11 protein-coding genes and 1 pseudogene are annotated in these 17,090 nt (G+C 71.7%); 8 read left to right on the forward strand and 4 right to left on the reverse strand.

Annotated features, from left to right (window positions below; translation table 11 throughout):
* The first annotated feature begins 9 nt into the window (after nucleotides 1–9).
* A complete protein-coding gene (locus M2157_RS06360) occupies nucleotides 10–2,622 on the forward strand; it encodes an ATP-binding cassette domain-containing protein (RefSeq protein WP_348541782.1) in 2,613 nt (870 codons plus the stop codon).
* Here the strand turns inward: M2157_RS06360 and M2157_RS06365 are convergent.
* Nucleotides 2,545–3,171: pseudogene (locus M2157_RS06365) on the reverse strand (response regulator transcription factor); the annotation flags it as partial. The gene M2157_RS06360 and the pseudogene M2157_RS06365 sit on opposite strands and share 78 nt — an antisense overlap.
* A 238-nt stretch (nucleotides 3,172–3,409) precedes the next feature.
* Here M2157_RS06365 and M2157_RS06370 point away from each other — a divergent pair.
* Nucleotides 3,410–5,557: a SpoIIE family protein phosphatase gene (locus tag M2157_RS06370; protein WP_280864691.1), complete on the forward strand. Its 2,148-nt coding sequence runs from the start codon at nucleotides 3,410–3,412 to the stop codon at nucleotides 5,555–5,557.
* A 196-nt stretch (nucleotides 5,558–5,753) separates the two neighbouring features.
* Here the strand turns inward: M2157_RS06370 and M2157_RS06375 are convergent, their stop codons facing one another.
* Complete coding sequence (locus tag M2157_RS06375; RefSeq protein WP_280864692.1) at nucleotides 5,754–7,187, reverse strand: S1 family peptidase; 1,434 nt, start codon at nucleotides 7,185–7,187, stop codon at nucleotides 5,754–5,756.
* Between the two features lie 190 nt (nucleotides 7,188–7,377).
* Between M2157_RS06375 and M2157_RS06380 the strand changes: the two genes are divergently transcribed.
* The 5 genes from M2157_RS06380 to M2157_RS06400 all read left to right on the forward strand — a co-directional run bounded on the left by M2157_RS06380 (nucleotide 7,378) and on the right by M2157_RS06400 (nucleotide 14,472).
* Nucleotides 7,378–7,791 carry a PaaI family thioesterase gene (locus tag M2157_RS06380; RefSeq protein ID WP_280860808.1) on the forward strand — a complete coding sequence of 138 codons (414 nt, stop codon included), beginning with the start codon at nucleotides 7,378–7,380 and terminating at the stop codon, nucleotides 7,789–7,791.
* A 450-nt stretch (nucleotides 7,792–8,241) separates the two neighbouring features.
* Nucleotides 8,242–8,457: a hypothetical protein gene (locus M2157_RS06385; RefSeq protein WP_057612991.1), complete on the forward strand. Its 216-nt coding sequence runs from the start codon at nucleotides 8,242–8,244 to the stop codon at nucleotides 8,455–8,457.
* 159 nt (nucleotides 8,458–8,616) lie between these two features.
* Nucleotides 8,617–9,423, forward strand: coding sequence for an HlyD family efflux transporter periplasmic adaptor subunit (locus M2157_RS06390; RefSeq protein WP_280864693.1), 807 nt, complete (start codon nucleotides 8,617–8,619; stop codon nucleotides 9,421–9,423).
* On the forward strand, nucleotides 9,420–11,642 hold the full coding sequence (locus M2157_RS06395) for an NHLP family bacteriocin export ABC transporter peptidase/permease/ATPase subunit (RefSeq protein WP_280860810.1): 2,223 nt from the start codon (nucleotides 9,420–9,422) through the stop codon (nucleotides 11,640–11,642). The genes M2157_RS06390 and M2157_RS06395 overlap by 4 nt, the downstream gene beginning before the upstream one ends.
* Nucleotides 11,643–11,658: 16 nt before the next feature.
* Entirely contained in the window at nucleotides 11,659–14,472 is a 2,814-nt protein-coding gene (locus M2157_RS06400) for an NHLP bacteriocin export ABC transporter permease/ATPase subunit (RefSeq protein ID WP_280868172.1), read from the forward strand.
* 19 nt (nucleotides 14,473–14,491) lie between these two features.
* On the opposite strand, the gene M2157_RS06405 is transcribed toward M2157_RS06400, so the two are convergent.
* Complete coding sequence (locus M2157_RS06405) at nucleotides 14,492–15,001, reverse strand: SRPBCC family protein (RefSeq protein WP_280860811.1); 510 nt, start codon at nucleotides 14,999–15,001, stop codon at nucleotides 14,492–14,494.
* A 6-nt stretch (nucleotides 15,002–15,007) separates the two neighbouring features.
* Nucleotides 15,008–15,352 carry a metalloregulator ArsR/SmtB family transcription factor gene (locus M2157_RS06410; protein ID WP_280860812.1) on the reverse strand — a complete coding sequence of 115 codons (345 nt, stop codon included), beginning with the start codon at nucleotides 15,350–15,352 and terminating at the stop codon, nucleotides 15,008–15,010.
* A gap of 188 nt (nucleotides 15,353–15,540) precedes the next feature.
* On the opposite strand from M2157_RS06410, the gene M2157_RS06415 reads away from it, so the two are divergent.
* Nucleotides 15,541–17,043: an MFS transporter gene (locus M2157_RS06415; protein WP_280864694.1), complete on the forward strand. Its 1,503-nt coding sequence runs from the start codon at nucleotides 15,541–15,543 to the stop codon at nucleotides 17,041–17,043.
* The last annotated feature ends 47 nt before the right edge of the window (nucleotides 17,044–17,090 follow it).

Genomic DNA, 17,090 nt, shown 5'->3' on the forward strand with positions numbered 1-17,090 from the left:
CAGGGCACCGTGACTGACGGGGTATACGCGCGCGGTCACCGGTTCCTGCGGGCCCGGTGGCGGGTTCTCGTCCGGCTCGGCGGGTGGTCCGTGCTGGAGACCGGGCAGACCTTCCTCACCGGGTACGCGCCCGCCCGTGCCCTGGACGAGGGGTTTCTGGCCGGGCGGCCCGGCGTCGGACTCGCGTGGCTCGGGGTGGCCGGGATCGGGGTGCTCGTGGGCGCCTGGGGGACGGTCCGGGTGTACGCCGCCGTCGCCGCGCTGGTCGAGCCGCTCCGGGACGTCCTGGTCGGGCGGGTGGTCGAGCGCGGGGTGCGGGAGGCGGACGCGGGGGCGCTGTCCGGACTGACCCAGCAGGTGGAGATCGCGCGGGACACGTTCGCCGGGCTGGTGATGGTGTCGCGTTCGTTCGTGTTCACGGCCGTCGGTGCCGTCGTCGGACTGGCCTCGCTCGACCCGCTGCTCCTGCTGGTCGTGGTGCCGCCGCTCGCCGCGGGACTTGGCCTGTTCGCGGCCACGCTGCGTCCGCTGGCCCGCCGCCAGGAGGAGTTCCTCGTCGCCGACGAGGCGCTGGCCGACGGTCTCGGCAGGGTCTGCCCGGGGCTGCGGGACATCACGGCGGCCGGTGCCGAGGACCGGGTCGCCGCCGGCACGGGCCGACTTGTCGACGCCGAGCAGCGGGCCGCGTACTCCCTCGCCCGCTGGTCCGTCCTGCGCGTGGTCTCCCTCGCCCTCGGCGGCCAGCTCCCGATCGTCCTCCTCCTGGCCTGCGCGCCCTGGCTCCTGGCCCGTGGCGTCACCACGGGCGCCCTGGTCGGCGCCCTCGCCTACGTCACCCAGTCCCTGCTCCCCGCCCTGCGCAACCTGGTCCACGGGCTGGGAACGAGCGGCTCCCGGCTGGTGGTGGTCCTGCGGCGACTGGTCCGCGAGCCCGCCGCCGAACCGGCCGCCGAGCGGTCGGTCGTACGGACGGAATCACACGGCGCGAATCCTCTGCCCGGGAGACACCCCGCGGCCCACGACCTCGCCGCGACCGCGGGCGCTCCCGCGCAGTCGGACGCGCCCGACGAGACCGGCCACGGCCTCACCGACGCGAGGCCCGCCGACCGGCAGGCCGTGCCGGGCCAACGACTCGCCCCGGACACCCGGACACATGCGGCGGACGCGGTCGTACGGACGGGATCACACGGCGCGAATCCTCCGCCCGGGAGACACCCCGTGGCCCACGACCTCGCCGCGACCGCAGGCACTCCCCCGCAGTCGGACCCGCCCGACGAGACCGGCCACGGGCACACCGAAGCGAGGCCCGCAGACCGGCAGGCCGAGCCGGGCCAACGCCTGGACTCCCACACCCGGGCACACGCGGCGGACGCGGTCGTACGGACGGAATCACACGGCGCGAATCCTCTGCCCGGGAGACACCCCGCGGCCCACGACCTCGCCGCGACCGCGGGCGCTCCCGCGCAGTCGGACGCGCCCGACGAGACCGGCCACGGCCTCACCGACGCGAGGCCCGCAGACCGGCAGGCCGAGCCGGGCCACCGACTCGCCCCGGACACCCGGGCACGGGCGGCGGACCCCGAGTGCGACACCCACGCCAACGCGGCCGCCACCGCACACACCCCCACACGCGAGGCAGCCCACGACCCCGGCACCGGGCCCAGGAAAGCCGACACCCCACACAGCACCGCACCGCACACGAAAGACCGCAGCTCCACCCCCCGCCCCGCCGGAACCACCGCCCCCGCCCTCTCCCTCACCTCCGTCTCCTTCGCCTACGGCCCCGCCGCCACCCCCGTCGTCGACCGACTCGATCTCGACCTCCCGCCCGGCGCCCATCTGGCCGTCGTGGGCCCCAGCGGGATCGGGAAGTCCACGCTCACGGCCCTGATCGCGGGGCTCCTGCACCCCACCGGCGGCAGGATCCGGCTCTGCGGGCACCCCGTCCCCTCCCCCGACGCGGCCGCGCTGCGCGTGCTCATCCCGCAGGAGGCGTACGTCCACACCGGCACCCTCGCCGAGAACCTCGGACATCTGCGGCCGGACCCGGTGCCCGAGCCGGAGCTGCTCGCGGCTGCCGAGGCGGTCGGGCTCGGCCCGCTGCTCGAAGCCCTCGGCGGATCTCGGGCGACCGTCGACCCGGCCGCCCTCTCCGCAGGTGAGCGGCAGCTGATCGCGCTGACCCGGGCCTATCTGTCGTACGCCCCCCTCGTCCTGCTCGACGAGGCCACCTGCCACCTCGACCCGCGGGCCGAGGAACGCGCCGAGCGGGCCTTCGCGAGCCGGCCGGGCACCACGCTGGTCGTCGTCGCCCACCGGATCAGCTCCGCCCGCCGCGCCGGGCGCGTGCTGCTGATGGACGGCCCGCGCACGGCGTACGGCACCCACGAGGAGCTGGTGCGCGACTCGCCGGCGTACCGCGAACTCGTGGGCGGCTGGACGGCCGTGGTTCCGAAGCGGTCAGAGCCAGCCCTGTCCCTGGGAGATCCTGATCGCGTCGATGCGGTTGCGGGCCCCGGTCTTGCGGGTGATCGCGGCCATGTAGTTGCGCACGGTCCCGTGGGACAGGCACAGGCTTCCCGCGATCTCCGCGATGGACGCCCCCTCGGCCGCGAGGGATAACACGCTCAGCTCCCGTCTGGTCAGCGGCATCTCGGCGGCCTGGAGGAAGCCGAAGCCCAGCGAGTCGTCGACGAAACGTTTCCCTTCGGCGACCCGCCGGATCCCGCGCGCGAGCCGCTCCGGTGCCGCCCCCTCCTTGTCGACGTACCCGAGTGCCCCCGCCTCGACGGCCCGCTTCAGCAGCCCCGGCCGGTTGGCGCTCGCCATCACGAGAAGCCGCGGCGGACTCCGGTCCGGCTCGCGCAGGGATAACTCCCCCAGCGGCGGGATGCCGTACGTGTCGGAGCAGTCGAGGTCGGCCGCGCAGACGTCGGGACGTACGGATCGCAGACGGCCGGGCGCGCTGTGCCACGGGGTGTCGAACACCCCGAGGTCCGGTTCCCGGCGGAGCCACTCCGCCAGGGCCGATCTCACCAGACACGCGTCGTGCACCAGAAGCACCCGGATCACTGCTCGTCCCCCTCGACTCGCTGTACTTGTTTCCGTGGCATGAACGCGTGCCCCATTGTTCGGGTCCTGGACCGCCCTCGGGCGCGAAGAACTGGCCATCAAGGTGCGCGGGGGCGCACACAGGGCGCCCGTGTGCCGTCGCGCGCTTCCACTGAGGGGGCATGGCCCGGGGCCGAGGGGGTACGCGGCCGCCCTCGCCGTCGCGCGGGCACCCGTGTGCCCGCGCAGGGGAACGCTCGCCGTGCGGGACCTGCCGTGAGGGAGGAGATTTGATCCTTGGGGGGCCCGGCACGCGACAGCGGTCCGCTCCCCTTCCGGGACGCGCCCGTGCGAGGAGGTGGTCGGCGTGTCCGACGGGCACAGGTCCGCCCAGGCTCCGGCGAGCGCACGGACCCGCGTGGGACGGCCGCTGCTCTCCCTCGCGCTGGCGTCGATGATGGACGAGGTGCACGCTCACTCCGGCGCGGTGTATCTCCTGGCCGCCGACGAACCCGTACTGGAGATGGCGGTGATGGCGGGCCTGCCACGGGCGTTCGCGGCGCCCTGGGAGCGGGTGGGGCTCAGCGCGCCGATCCCGGTCGCGGAGGCGGCGCGGGAGCGGCGGCTGGTGTGGGTGGGCGGCGAGCACGAGATGGCGCGCCGCTATCCGCGGATCGCCGTGGTGCTGCCGTATCCCTTCGCGCTGGCCGCAGTGCCGGTGGCGACCTCGTCCAAGGTGTACGGCGCCGTCTTCGTGACCTGGCCCGGTTCGCACCCGCCGGACCTGTCCGACCGGGAGCGGGAGCACCTGGTCGCGGCCTGCGGGCGGCTCGCGATGCGGTTGGAGCGGGCGGTGGAGGACAACCTGTCGCCGCACGCCGAACCGGATCTGCTGGCCGCGGCCCACGTCGGAAGCCCGGCCGGGACGCTGGGCACGGTGGAGGCGGCACGGATGGTGGCGAGACTGCCGTACGGCCTGTGTTCGCTCGATCTGCACGGGCGGATCTCCTTCGCCAACGACGCGGCGGCCGAGCTGATCGGTGTCCCGGTCTCCCAGTTGCTGGGCTCGCAGCTGTGGGCGGCGGTGCCCTGGCTCAACGATCCGGTCTACGAGGACCGTTACCGGGCCGCGCTGCTCAGCCAGCACAGCACGTCGTTCGTGGCGCTGCGGCCGCCCGGGGACTGGCTGTCGTTCCGGCTGTACCCGAGCACGACCGGGCTGAGCGTCCGGGTCAGCCGGGCCCGGGCGGTGACGGAGATGAACCGGTCCGGTCCGCAGCCCGGCGACTCGCCGCCCCGGCTGGTCACGATCTCGCAGCTGCTGAGCCTGGCCGGGGCGCTGACCGAGGCGGTGGGTGTGCAGGACGTGGTGCAGCTGGTGGCGGACGAGATCGCCCCGGCGGTGGGGAGCCAGGCACTGGTCGTGCTCGGCTCACGGGCGGGGCGGCTGCGCGTGCTCGGGCATCGCGGGTATGCGGACGCGCGGGTCGTGGAGCGGTTCGACGGGCTGCCACTGACGGAACCGACGCCGGGTACGCACGCCCTGACCACCGGGGTGCCGGCGTTCTTCGACTCCCGGGAGCAGTTGGAGCGCCTGTACCCGAGGCGGCACGCCACCCCCGACGGGTTCGAGGCCTGGGCCTATCTGCCGCTGATCGCCTCCGGGCGCCCGGTGGGCACCTGTGTACTGGCCTACACCGAACGGCACCCCTTCCCCGCGGACGAGCGGGCGGTGCTGACGAGTCTCGGCGGGCTGATCGCGCAGGCCCTGGAGCGGGCCGTCCTGTACGACGCGAAGCACCAGTTGGCGCACGGCCTGCAGGCGGCCCTGCTGCCGCACGGCCTGCCTTCGCTGCCCGGCATCGACGCGGCGGCCCGCTATCTGCCGGCCACGCAGGGCATGGACATCGGCGGCGACTTCTACGACCTGGTGCCGGTGGACGGGGTGGCCGCGGCGGTGATCGGGGACGTGCAGGGACACAACGTGACGGCGGCCGGGCTGATGGGGCAGATCCGGACGGCGGTACGGGCGTACACGACCGTCGGCCACACACCGGCGGAGGTCATGCGCTCGACGAACCGGCTGCTGATCGACCTCGGCGCCGAGCTGTTCGCGAGCTGCCTGTATCTGCGGCTCGATCCGCGGCGGGGCCGGGCCGTCATGGCCCGGGCCGGGCATCCGCCGCCGCTGCTCAGGCGGCCGGACGGCCGGGTGCGGGTGCTGGACCTGGCCGGGGGCCCGCTGCTGGGCATCGACGGCTCGGCCGTCTACCCGACGACGGAGGTGGACCTCGCGCCCGGTTCCGTCCTCGCCCTCTACACCGACGGCCTGATCGAGTCCCCCGGTGTCGACATCGAGGACGCGCTCGCCGATCTGGGACGGCAACTCGCCGAGGCCGGTGACCGTCCGCTCGAGGAGCTGGCCGACGAACTCGTCCGGCGCAGCGCGGCCGCGCGGGAGCGGATCGACGACGTGGCGTTGCTGTTGCTGCGGGCCGGCGACTGACCCGGGCGGAGAGCCGACGGCCCGATCCCGTGGAAACACGCCGGTCCGGCCCTCCCGCCGGAGGGCCGGACCGTTGCACCTCCCGGGCCGGAACCGCGGTGTGGCCGGGAGGTGGTCGTGCGGGCCGGCGTCGGCAGCGGAGGGTGGGGGGGTCCGCTGCCGACGCGGCCGGTTCACGGTGTGGTGTCGGACGGGGTCAGTTGTGCGCCTGGCCCGCGGCATCGCCGGCGGCATCGCCCGCCGCATCGCCCGCGCCGTTGCCGGCCTCCTCGCCGCCGATCACGTCACCGCCGGCCTCCTCGCCGCCGACTTCCTGACCGGCGCCGACCTCCTCACCGGGGCTCGCGCTTGCGTCGCCACCGGCACCGGCCTCCTCGCCCGCACCGGCCCCGGCGTCGCCACCGGCGCCCGCCTCGCCACCGGCACCAGCCTCGTCACCGGCACCAGCGCCGGCCTCCTCGCCGCCGGCCTGCTCGTCGCCCGCACCCGCGCCGCCGGCCGCGTCACCCGCGCCGAGCGTGGCGCCGACCGCCGTCAGGGCGGTGGTCACCGGCTGGAAGAAGGTCTCGCCGCCGGCGGTGCAGTCGCCGCTGCCGCCGGAGGTCAGACCGATCGCCGAGCCGTCCTGGGTGAACAGCGAACCGCCGCTGTCGCCGGGTTCGGCGCAGACGTCGGTCTGGATGAGCCCCGTGACGGTGCCCTCCGGGTAGTTGACCGTGGCGTCGAGTCCGAGGACCTGGCCGTCGGCGAGGCCCGTGGTGCTGCCCATCCGGAAGACCTGGAGGCCCACCTCGGCGTCCGCGGCCTGGCTGATCGCGACGGTCTGACCGCCGCCGACGTTGACCTCGCTGGGTGCCTCGGTCGCCGGGTCGTCGTACTTGACCAGGGCGAAGTCGCCGTCGCCGGGGAAGGTGGCCTGGTCGACGGTGGCGATGGGCTGACCGTCCTCGGCGTCCGCCCACTGCTCGGCCGCGACCCCGCAGTGACCTGCGGTCAGGAAGGCGGGGCTGCCGTCGCCCGCGGTGACGTTGAAGCCGAGCGAGCAGCGGGCGCCGCCGCCGAAGATCGCGTCACCGCCGGACACGAAGGTCTTGAAGGTGCCGGCCGACTTCTTGATGGTCGCCATGTCGGAGCCGAGGCTCTTCACGGTCGACTCGATGGTGTTCCACTTGTCGCCGGTGACCGTGCTGTCGGCGGTCACGAGGATCTTGTTGGTGCGCGGGTCGACCGCCCAGGACGTGCCCGGGATGGTCGCCTCCTCCTTCAGGGTCTTCGCGCCGACCGCCAGTTCGGTGAGGCTGTTGTCGACCTCGCGGACCTTCGCACCGGCCTTCTTCGCCTGCACGACGACGTTGTTGTTGTCACCGGATATGACGTTCACGACGAGCTGCTGGCTGTCGGAGTCGTAGTAGGAACCGGCGAAGGCGTCGCCGAGCAACTCCTCGAGCTGCGAGGCGAGGTCCGAGGCGTCCGTCGCCTTCAGAGTCTTCGGCGCGATGGCCGCCGCGTCATTCGACGAACCGTCCTGGGACGCGTTGGCGTTGGGCAGCAGAATCGCGGCAGCTCCGAGCGCCACTACGGTGCCTGCCGCGAACGCGGCCTTGCGCTTCGGAATTCGCTTGTGACTCAAACTTCTCGACCTCCTGGGGGACCGGAGTCTGTAACCGCCCTATGGCAGTTGGTTGTTCGGGGCGCCTGGATGGCCATGGGTACGCACGGTGCACGCGGTGCGTTCAATGCCGTTTCTTTACGCCCCGATTGCCACGCCGATCCGGCCACGGGACGTGCCGGGCGGCCCGCGGGCGGGAACAATCCCCCATATGACGATGACGCCCGCCGAAGCCGACAAGCTCCTCGCCGACAACTTCGCCCCTTGGGTCCTCGACCTCGGCCTGTCGGTCGAGACGCTCGGCGACGACCATGCGGTCCTGCGACTCCCCTGGTCACAGCGGTTGGCGAGGGAGGGTGGCGCCTTGTCGGGCCAGGCCCTGATGGCCGCAGCCGACACCGCCACCGTGATCGCCGTCTCGGCGGCCAGAGGCGCCTACGGACCGATGACGACGGTGCAGCAGTCCACCAGCTTCCAGCGGGCGGTGTCCGGTTCGGATGTCCTGATCAAGGCGGTCGTCACCAAGCTGGGCCGCCGCATGGCGTTCGCCGACATCACGATGACCGAATCCGCGACGGGTGACCTCGCGGCCCGCGCGAGCACGGTCTACGCCCTTCTGGGCTGACACGCTCAGCAAACGGTCAGCGACGGTCCGTTGTGAACAGCGCCCCGAATCCTCTCTTCCAGGAATCTGCACATCGAATGCGCAACCAAGTCACTCGGAGCGTGAGTTCTGCACAAGCGCGGTCCGGCGCCCATGTCATTGGCGAGGAGTGTCGCATTCGCCACGACGACGACAAGGGCCCCTTCACGCCGCCGCAACATCACCTGTGAAGAAGTCGGCACCAAGGCGTGCGCAAGCCTGCACGGATGGAGGCTTCTGTGACTCAAGTGCCCTGGTGAGACGGGTGGTTAATTGGAAGGGCGGAGCTGCCGCGTGCTTTGATCCATCGCACTGCAAGGCCGCCGGGGTTCCCGGAAACGGGATCCGGCGCCATGCGATTGCGGCCGTCATCTGTCCCCAGAGGGGGCCGCTCCCCCCTTGTGAAATACCCATACGAAGGGAAGTTCCATCATGAACTCCACCCCCCAGGTTGAGACCGTCGAGATCTCGGACGCCGACCTCGACAACGTCTCCGGCGGCCTGCAGCTCAACGCCCTCGGCACCGTCACCGGCCTGGTGGACGGCGTTGCCCCGGTTTCCGGCCTGGTCAACACGGTCGTCGGCACGGTCGAGGGTGCGACCGGCCTGAACACCGGCGCGGTCACCGGCCTGGTCGCCGGTCTCTGATCACCTTTTTGTGATCTGATCACTATCTTGTGGTCGACCCGTCCCGGAGCCGCAAACCGGCGGTTCCGGGACTCTTGGGTGCCGTAATCCGGCCGGCTCGCGCGAGTCGGTCCTTTCTCATTGGCAGCAGTCTCAGCTTTCGCAGGTGAGGGAAGACCCGTGCAGTTCCGCCAACAGGCCCTCGCCAAGCTTCAGTCACCGGAGGAGCTCGACCTTCCGGTGCGCTTCGCCCGTCCGCAGGGCTGGCTGGTGATGTCCGTGACGGTGGTCGTGATGGCCGCCGCCGCCGTGTGGGCGGTGACCGGCTCGGTGGCCTCCACGGTGAGCGCGCCCGCCATCCTCACGCACGGGCAGGGCAGTTACATCCTGCAGAGCCCGGTCGCGGGCCAGGTCACGCAGGTGATCGCCAAGGAGGGCACCCAGCTGCCCGCCAACTCCCCCGTACTGAAGGTCCGTACGACCGAGGGCGACTCCGTCGTCCGCACGGTCGCCGCGGGCCGGCTCACCGCTCTGGCGGCCACCATCGGGCAGATCATCTCGACCGGCGCGAACGTCGCCGCCGTGGAGAAGGTCGCCCACGCCTCCGATCCGATGTACGCCACGGTCTATGTGCCCGCCGAGAACGCGGCCTCCATCCCCGGGAACGCCGCCGTGGACCTCACCGTCTCCTCGGTGCCCACCCAGGAGTACGGCGTGCTGCGCGGCCATGTGAAGTCGGTGGACCGCTCGGCCCAGTCGGCGCAGCAGATCGCCGCGTTCCTCGGGGACAGCCAGCTCGGCGAGCAGTTCACCAAGGACGGCCGGCCGGTCGCCGTACTCGTGAGGCTGGACAAGTCCAAGGGCACGAAGAGCGGTTACCGGTGGTCCTCCGCCGAGGGCCCGCCGTTCACCCTCACCTCCATGACCGTGGCCTCGGGTTCGATCCGGCTGGCCGATCAGCGTCCCGTCGATTGGCTGCTGCCGTGAGCACCGCACAGGACACCCGGAGCAGGCGCCGTTCCGCCCCGCCCAAGCGCCCGGTCCCCAAGGGGAAGTCGAAGACGGTCCGTACGCCCACCGTCCTCCAGATGGAGGCCGTGGAATGTGGCGCGGCCTCCCTCGCGATGGTGCTCGGCCACTACGGCAAGCACGTGCCGCTGGAGGAGCTGCGCATCGCCTGCGGTGTCTCCCGGGACGGCTCGCGCGCCAGCAATCTCCTCAAGGCGGCCCGCAGTTACGGCCTGACCGCCAAGGGCATGCAGATGGACACGGCCGCACTCGCCGAGGTGAAGACGCCGGCGGTGCTGTTCTGGGAGTTCAACCACTACGTCGTCTACGACGGCATGGGCCGCCGCTTCGGCCGCCGCGGTGTCTACATCAACGACCCCGGCAAGGGCCGCCGTTTCGTCCCGATGGAGGACTTCGACGGCAGCTTCACCGGCGTCGTGCTGGTGATGGAGCCCGGCGAGGGCTTCACCAGGGGCGGCCGCAAGCCGGGTGTTCTCGGCGCGATGCCGGCCCGGCTGCGCGGCACCGCGGGCACCATGCCGACGGCGGTGCTGGCGAGCCTGCTGCTGGTGCTGGTCGGCGCGGCCACTCCCGCGCTGAGCCGCACCTACATCGACATGTTCCTGATCGGGGGGCAGACCTCGCTGCTCGGCGTGCTGTTCGCGTCGATGGGGGCCTGCGTGGCCCTCACCCTCGCCCTGACCTGGCTCCAGCAGGCGAATCTGCTGCACGGCCGCATCATCTCCTCGACGCTGTCCAGCGCCCGCTTCCTGCGCCATCTGCTGCGCCTTCCGGTGACGTTCTTCTCCCAGCGCAGCCCGGCCGACCTGGTGCAGCGCCTGCAGTCCAACGACCAGGTGGCCGAGACCCTGGCCCGTGACCTCGCGGCGGCGGGCGTCGACGCCGTGGTCGTCGTCCTCTACGCGATCCTGCTCTACACCTACGATCCCCAGCTCACCTATGTCGGTATCGGTGTGGCCCTGCTGAACGTGGTGGCCATGCGGGTCGTCATCCGACTGCGCGCGACGCGTACGGCGAAGCTGCGCGCCGACAGCGCCCGGCTCACCAACACCGCCTACACCGGTCTGCAGTTGATCGAGACGATGAAGGCGACCGGCGGCGAGGACGGCTACTTCCGCAAGTGGGCCGGGCAGCACGCCACCACGTTGGAGGAGCAGCAGCGGCTGGGGGTGCCGAGCGCCTGGCTGGGCGTGGTCGCCCCGATGCTGGCCACCTTCAACAGCGCCCTCATCCTCTGGATCGGCGGCATGCGGGCGATCGAGGGCGGTATCTCCGTCGGTCTGCTGGTCGCCTTCCAGGCACTGGTCACCCGCTTCACCGCGCCGATCACCCGCCTGAACGGCGTGGCCGGCCGCATCCAGGACTTCGCGGCGGACGTGGCCCGGCTGAAGGACGTGGAGAACTTCAAGGCCGACCCGCTCTACGGGCGCCCCGGCGCCGGCGACTCCACCCGCAGGCTGCACGGCCATGTCGAGCTGCAGAACATCACCTTCGGCTACAACCCGCTCGACAAGCCCCTGCTGACCGGCTTCGACCTGACCGTCGGACCCGGCCAGCAGGTGGCGCTGGTCGGCGGCTCCGGCAGCGGCAAGTCGACCGTCTCCCGGCTGATCTCGGGGCTGTACACGCCGTGGGAGGGCGTGATCCGCATCGACGGACAGCGCCTGGACGACATTCCGCGCGGCGCGCTCGCGTCCTCGGTGTCCTTCGTCGACCAGGACGTCTTCCTCTTCGAGGGCTCGGTCCGCGACAACGTGGCGCTGTGGGACCCGTCGATCCCGGACGACGCCGTGGTGGACGCGCTGCGGGACGCGGCCCTGTACGACGTGGTGATGCGCCGCCCGGGCGGCATCCACAGCAGGGTCGAGCAGGACGGCCGCAACTTCTCCGGTGGGCAGCGCCAACGCCTGGAGATCGCACGGGCGTTGGTGCGCCGACCCAGCATCCTGGTCCTCGACGAGGTGACCAGCGCGCTGGACGCGGAGACCGAGCTGGTCGTCATGGACAACCTGCGCAAGCGCGGCTGCGCCTGTGTGGTGATCGCGCACCGGCTCAGCACCGTGCGCGACAGCGACGAGATCGTCGTACTGCAACACGGCACGATCGTGGAACGCGGGCGGCACGAGGAGCTGGTGGCGCGCGGTGGCGCGTACGCGGCGCTGGTCAAGGAGCGGTGACATGACCTCCCCAGACATCACCTCCCCCCAAGACGGTGACCTCGTCCTCAACGCGCTCGGGCAGATGGGCACGCGGGTCGACTGTGCCGGTTTCAGCCGTATCGATCTCGAAGGGCCGCAGGTGTTGTGGCTGGTCGTGTCGGGCGCGGTGGACCTGTTCGCGGTCGACGCCGGACAGCAGGGCCACTGGCACCACCTGGGCCGTCTGGAGCCGGGCGCGCTGCTGCTCGGGCCGGTGGCGGGGCCGCAGCACACCCTGGTGGCGCGGCCCCTCAGGGACTGCGTGGTGCACCGCATCGGCCTGCGCGAGCTGTACGAGCCCGCCAACACCCAGACGTGGTCGTACGACGAGTACGGCAACCCCCAGTACGTGCCGCCGACGACGAGCCCGCTGGAGTACGCCCTCGCGCTCGGGGTGGGCCGGAGCCTGTCCATCCTCTTCCAGGCGCCGATGGCCGACGAGCGGGCCGCCGCCCCGACCGACGACGACGTGTTCTGGATGCAGGTGCCGCCGGGCAGCGTGCAGTACGGCTCGCTCTACGGCGCCGAGGCGGCCGCCGACCTGCTGATGGACCCGGCGGTCTGGCAGTCCATGGTCGACCAGCAGTACCGGCTGCTGAGCACGCTGGACCGCTGGATCGAGCAGCTGGAGCGCACCCACGAGACCCGGACGGCCGCCGGTATCAAGGCGGGTGAGGCCGTGCGCGCCCAGGCCGACCGGACCTTGCTGGCGTCCATCGGCAAGTCGAAGCAGCGCGCGACGACGGCCGACGCGGACGCGAGTTACGCGGCCTGCAAGCTGGCCGCCGACGCGGCCGGGATCCCGCTCGCCGAGAACGCGCACAGCGGCACCGAGAGCGACCGTCTCGATCCGGTCGAACGGATCGCCCTCGCCTCCCGCGTCCGGATCAGGTCGGTGCGCCTGGACGGCAGCTGGTGGCGTGACAACGTAGGCCCGCTGGTGGGCCATCGGGCGCTGTCGGGTGCGCCGGTCGCGCTGCTGTGGCGGCGCGGCGGCTATGTGGCCGTGCATCCGGCGACGGGACGCGAGACGCCGATCGAGAAGGACAACGCGGAGGAGTTCGAGCCGCGCGCGGTGATGTTCTACCGCCCGCTGCCCGACCGGAAGCTCAGCCCGCTCGGGCTGCTGCGGTTCAGCATGCGCGGCACGGGCGGCGATGTCACGAACCTGCTGCTCAGCGGTCTGGTGACGGTGGCGATCGGCGCGTTGGTCCCCATCGCGACCGGCAAGGTGCTCGGCGAGTTCGTGCCGAAGGCCCAGACCGATCTGATCGTGCAGGTGTGTCTGGCCGTGATGGTCAGCGGGGTGGTGACGGCGGCCTTCATGCTGCTGCAGAACCTCACCATGCTCCGTCTGGAGGGCCGTATCGAGGCGACCCTCCAACCGGCCGTCTGGGACCGGCTGCTGAGGCTGCCGACGAAGTTCTTCGCCGAGCGCTCGACCGGCGAACTGGCCAGCCAGGCCATGGGCATCAGCTCGATCCGCCGGATGATGGCGGGCATCGGCCCCACCGTCGCCCAGTCGGTGACCGTCGGCGCGATGAACCTGGGCCTGCTGTTCTGGTACAGCGTCCCGATGGCGATGGCGGCGATCGGCATGCTGGTCGTCATCGCCGCCGGCTTCCTCGGCCTCGGGCTCTGGCAGGTGCGCTGGCAGCGGCGGCTGGTCGTCCTCAGCAACAAGCTGAACAACCAGGCCTTCCAGACCCTGCGCGGTCTGCCCAAGCTGAGGGTCGCGGCCGCGGAGAACTACGCGTACGCGGCCTGGGCCTCGGAGTTCGCCCGCAGCCGCGAGCTCCAGCAGAAGGTCGGCCGGATCAAGAACCTCACGTCGGTGATGGGCTCGGTCTATCTGCCGCTGTGCACCCTGCTGATGTTCATGCTGCTAGCGGGCCCGGCGCGCGGGTCGATGTCGGCGGCCGAGTTCCTCACCTTCAACACCTCGGTGACGATGCTGCTGACCGCGGTGACCCAGCTGACCGGCGCCTTCGTCTCGGCGGTGGCCGCGCTGCCGTTGTTCGAGGAGATCAGGCCGGTGCTGGAGGCGCAGCCGGAGGTGCGCACCGCGAGCACCCGGCCGGGGCCGCTGACCGGCGCGATGGAGGCCCGCAGGCTCTCCTTCCGCTACTCCGAGGACGGTCCGCTGATCCTGGACGACGTGTCCTTCGAGATCCGGCCGGGTGAGTTCGTGGCGATCGTCGGCCCGAGCGGCTGCGGCAAGTCGACCCTGCTCCGGCTGCTGATCGGCTTCGACCGGCCGGTCTCCGGGAGTGTCCTCTACGACGGCCAGGACCTGGCCGCCCTCGACCAGTCGGCGGTGCGCCGGCAGTGCGGTGTCGTCCTCCAGCACGCCCAGCCGTTCACCGGTTCCATCCTGGACGTCATCTGCGGCACCGAGCCCTACACGCCCGAGGAGGCGATGGCGGCGGCCGCGATGGCGGGGCTGGCGGAGGACATCCAGCGGATGCCGATGGGGCTGCACACCATCGTCTCGGGCAGCGGGGCGATCTCCGGAGGCCAGCGCCAACGGCTCATGATCGCCCAGGCGTTGATCCGGCGGCCGCGGATCCTCTTCTTCGACGAGGCGACCAGCGCCCTGGACAACGACACCCAGCGCACGGTCATCGAGTCCACCAAGGCCCTCAACGCCACTCGGATCGTCATCGCGCACCGGCTGTCGACGGTGCTGGACGCCGACCGGGTGATCGTGATGGAGAACGGCAAGGTCGCCCAGCAGGGGCCGCCCGCGCAGCTCCTCGCGGACACGGGCGGCCGGCTGCACGAGCTGGTGCGGCGGCAGATGGCGTGAGGGGTCGGTCCGTCCCCGGTCAGTCCATGCCGGGGACCGGTGCGCCGGAGGGGACGCCGGCGTCGACGTACGCCTGGTAGAGCTCCTTCCACTGCGGCTCTTCGACGCGCCGGCCGTGGGCCCGCGCGTCGAGGGCGGCGAGGCACACGTCCCAGCCGGCGCCGTTGCGGGCGGCGGTGTCGGCGGCGCTCAGCACGTTGGTGAGCGTGAGGCGCGTCCGCTTCCCGTCGAGCGGCTCCAGGTCGAAGTGCAGCTCGTCGCCGCCCCACTCGAAGGAGAGGTGCCGTGGCTCGTCGAGAGCGATGACCCGGCCCGTGGAGTCCTCCATGTGCGGGTCGCCGCTGAACTTGATCGTGCCGCCGGGCCGCAGCTCGATCTCGGCGCGGGACGGGAACCAGTGGGCGAGCTCGTCGGCATCGGTCACGAACTGCCACACGCGCGCGACGGGGTGGTCGTAGGTACGGCTGAAGCGGACGGCCGGGCGGCCGTCATCCAGGGTCAGATAGGTGCCGGTGAGGTCTGCGGCCATGGGGGATCAGTCCTTCGGGGCGGGTTCCTCGGGGAGGTCCGACGCCGTTTCGTCCAGGCGGTCGCCGAGCGCGTCGAGGCTGGTGTTCCAGAGTTTGCGGTACGGCGCCAGCCAGGCGTCCAGCTCGGCGATGGGGTCCGGGTCCAGGGCGTAGACGCGGCGCTGCGCGTCCTGCCGTACCCGGACCAGACCCGCTTCCCTGAGCACCTTCAGATGCTTGGACGTGCTCGGCTGGCTCAGTCCGCACGCCTCCACGATCTCCCCGACGGGCCGCGGCCGCTCCAGGAGCAGCGCGACGATGGCCCGGCGGTGGGGGTCGGCGAGGGCGGTCCAGAGCAGGGCGTCGGACATGACTCCAATATGCCTCGACAGTTATATTCCAGTCAAGGAATAAAAGGCGGTCGCAGTGAAGGCGCGCGCCAGCCCTCCTTCCCCAGCGAAACGTTGCCGTTTCGCTCGAAGTGGTTTAACCTCCAGGTGTACGAAACGGTTTCGTTTATGAGCCGGAAGAGTCCGGCCGACTTTCCCTGGAGTTGTCCATGTCCCAGAAGACTCTGACCGAGGGCGGGCAGGAGGGCGCCGTCGAGGCGCCGGCCGCCGCTTCGGCCAAGCGATGGTGGATTCTCGCCGTCGTCGCGCTCGCCCAGCTGATGGTGGTCCTGGACGCCACCATCGTGAACATCGCCCTGCCCTCGGCCCAGGCCGACCTCGGTTTCTCCGACGGCAACCGGCAGTGGATCGTCACGGCCTACGCGCTGGCCTTCGCCTCCCTGCTCCTGCTCGGCGGGCGGATAGCCGACCTCTTCGGCCGCAAGACGGCCTTCCTCGTCGGTGTCGCCGGCTTCGCGGCCGTCTCCGCGCTCGGCGGTGCCGCCACCAACTTCGAGATGCTGGTCACCGCCCGCGCCCTGCAGGGAGCCTTCGGCGCGCTCCTCGCGCCGGCCGCGCTGTCCCTGCTCAACACGACCTTCACCGACGCCCGCGAGCGGGCCCGGGCGTTCAGCGTGTACGGCGCCATCGCCGGTGCCGGAGGTGCGGTGGGTCTGCTGCTCGGCGGCGTCCTCACCGACGCGCTCGACTGGCGCTGGACGCTGTACGTCAACGTCGTCATCGCCGTCGTCGCCTTCGCGGGCGGCTGGCTGCTGCTGCACAACCACCGTGACGCCGCGAACTCCAAGCTGGACGTGCCCGGCACGCTGCTGGTCGCCGCCGGTCTCTTCTCCCTGGTGTACGGCTTCTCCAACGCCGAGACGCACGACTGGAGTTCTCCCGAGACCTGGGGCTTCCTGGTCGCGGGCGGCGCGCTGCTGGCCGCCTTCACCTGGTGGCAGACCCGTGCCGCGCACCCGCTGCTGCCCCTGCGCATCCTGCTGGACCGCAACCGGGCGGCCTCGTTCCTGGCCGTGCTGATCTCCGGCGGCGGCATGTTCGGTGTCTTCCTCTTCCTCACCTACTACCTCCAGCTGAACCTGGGCTTCAGCCCGACCAGGACGGGCGTGGCGTTCCTGCCGATGGTCGCCGCCCTGATGGTGGCGGCCCAGGTCAGCACCACGAAGCTGGTCCCCCGGATCGGACCGAAGCTGGTCATCCCGCTGGGCTTCGCGGTCGCCGCGGTCGGCATGGCCTGGCTGACCGGGATCGGCGTCGGCTCCAGCTACCTGTCCGCCGTACTGCCGCAGCTGATCGTGACCGGCTTCGGTCTGGGTCTGGTCATGCCGCCGGCCATGCAGCTGGCCACCGGCGGGGTCGCGGCCGAGGACGCCGGAGTGGCCTCGGCCACCGTCAACGCCATGCAGCAGGTGGGCGGTTCGATCGGCACCGCGCTGCTGAACACGCTGGCCGCGAGCGCCGCCACCGACTACCTGGTCGGCAAGGACCCGACGAACAAGCTGGTCCAGGCCGGGGCGACGATCGAGAGCTACACCACCGCCTTCTGGTGGTCGGCCGGCCTCTTCGCCGTCGGCGCGCTGATCACCTTCCTGCTCTTCCGGCGCGGAGTGCCGGAGCAGGACCCGGACGCCGCACCCGTCGTCCACATGTAGCAACCGCAGCAGGAGCCGCTTGGTCCGAGGGGCCGCCGTCAGCAGGG

It is taken from the genome of Streptomyces sp. SAI-127 (genome assembly GCF_029894425.1).
In the GTDB taxonomy this organism is placed as follows: Bacteria; Actinomycetota; Actinomycetes; order Streptomycetales; family Streptomycetaceae; genus Streptomyces.

Bases quoted from the DNA above. Each gene is read 5' to 3' on its own strand.
- M2157_RS06380 (WP_280860808.1), top strand. From the start codon at position 7,378: ATGACGATGACGCCCGCCGAAGCCGACAAGCTCCTCGCCGACAACTTC.
- M2157_RS06385 (WP_057612991.1), top strand. From the start codon at position 8,242: ATGAACTCCACCCCCCAGGTTGAGACCGTCGAGATCTCGGACGCCGAC.
- M2157_RS06405 (WP_280860811.1), bottom strand. From the start codon at position 15,001: ATGGCCGCAGACCTCACCGGCACCTATCTGACCCTGGATGACGGCCGC.
- M2157_RS06410 (WP_280860812.1), bottom strand. From the start codon at position 15,352: ATGTCCGACGCCCTGCTCTGGACCGCCCTCGCCGACCCCCACCGCCGG.
- M2157_RS06415 (WP_280864694.1), top strand. From the start codon at position 15,541: ATGTCCCAGAAGACTCTGACCGAGGGCGGGCAGGAGGGCGCCGTCGAG.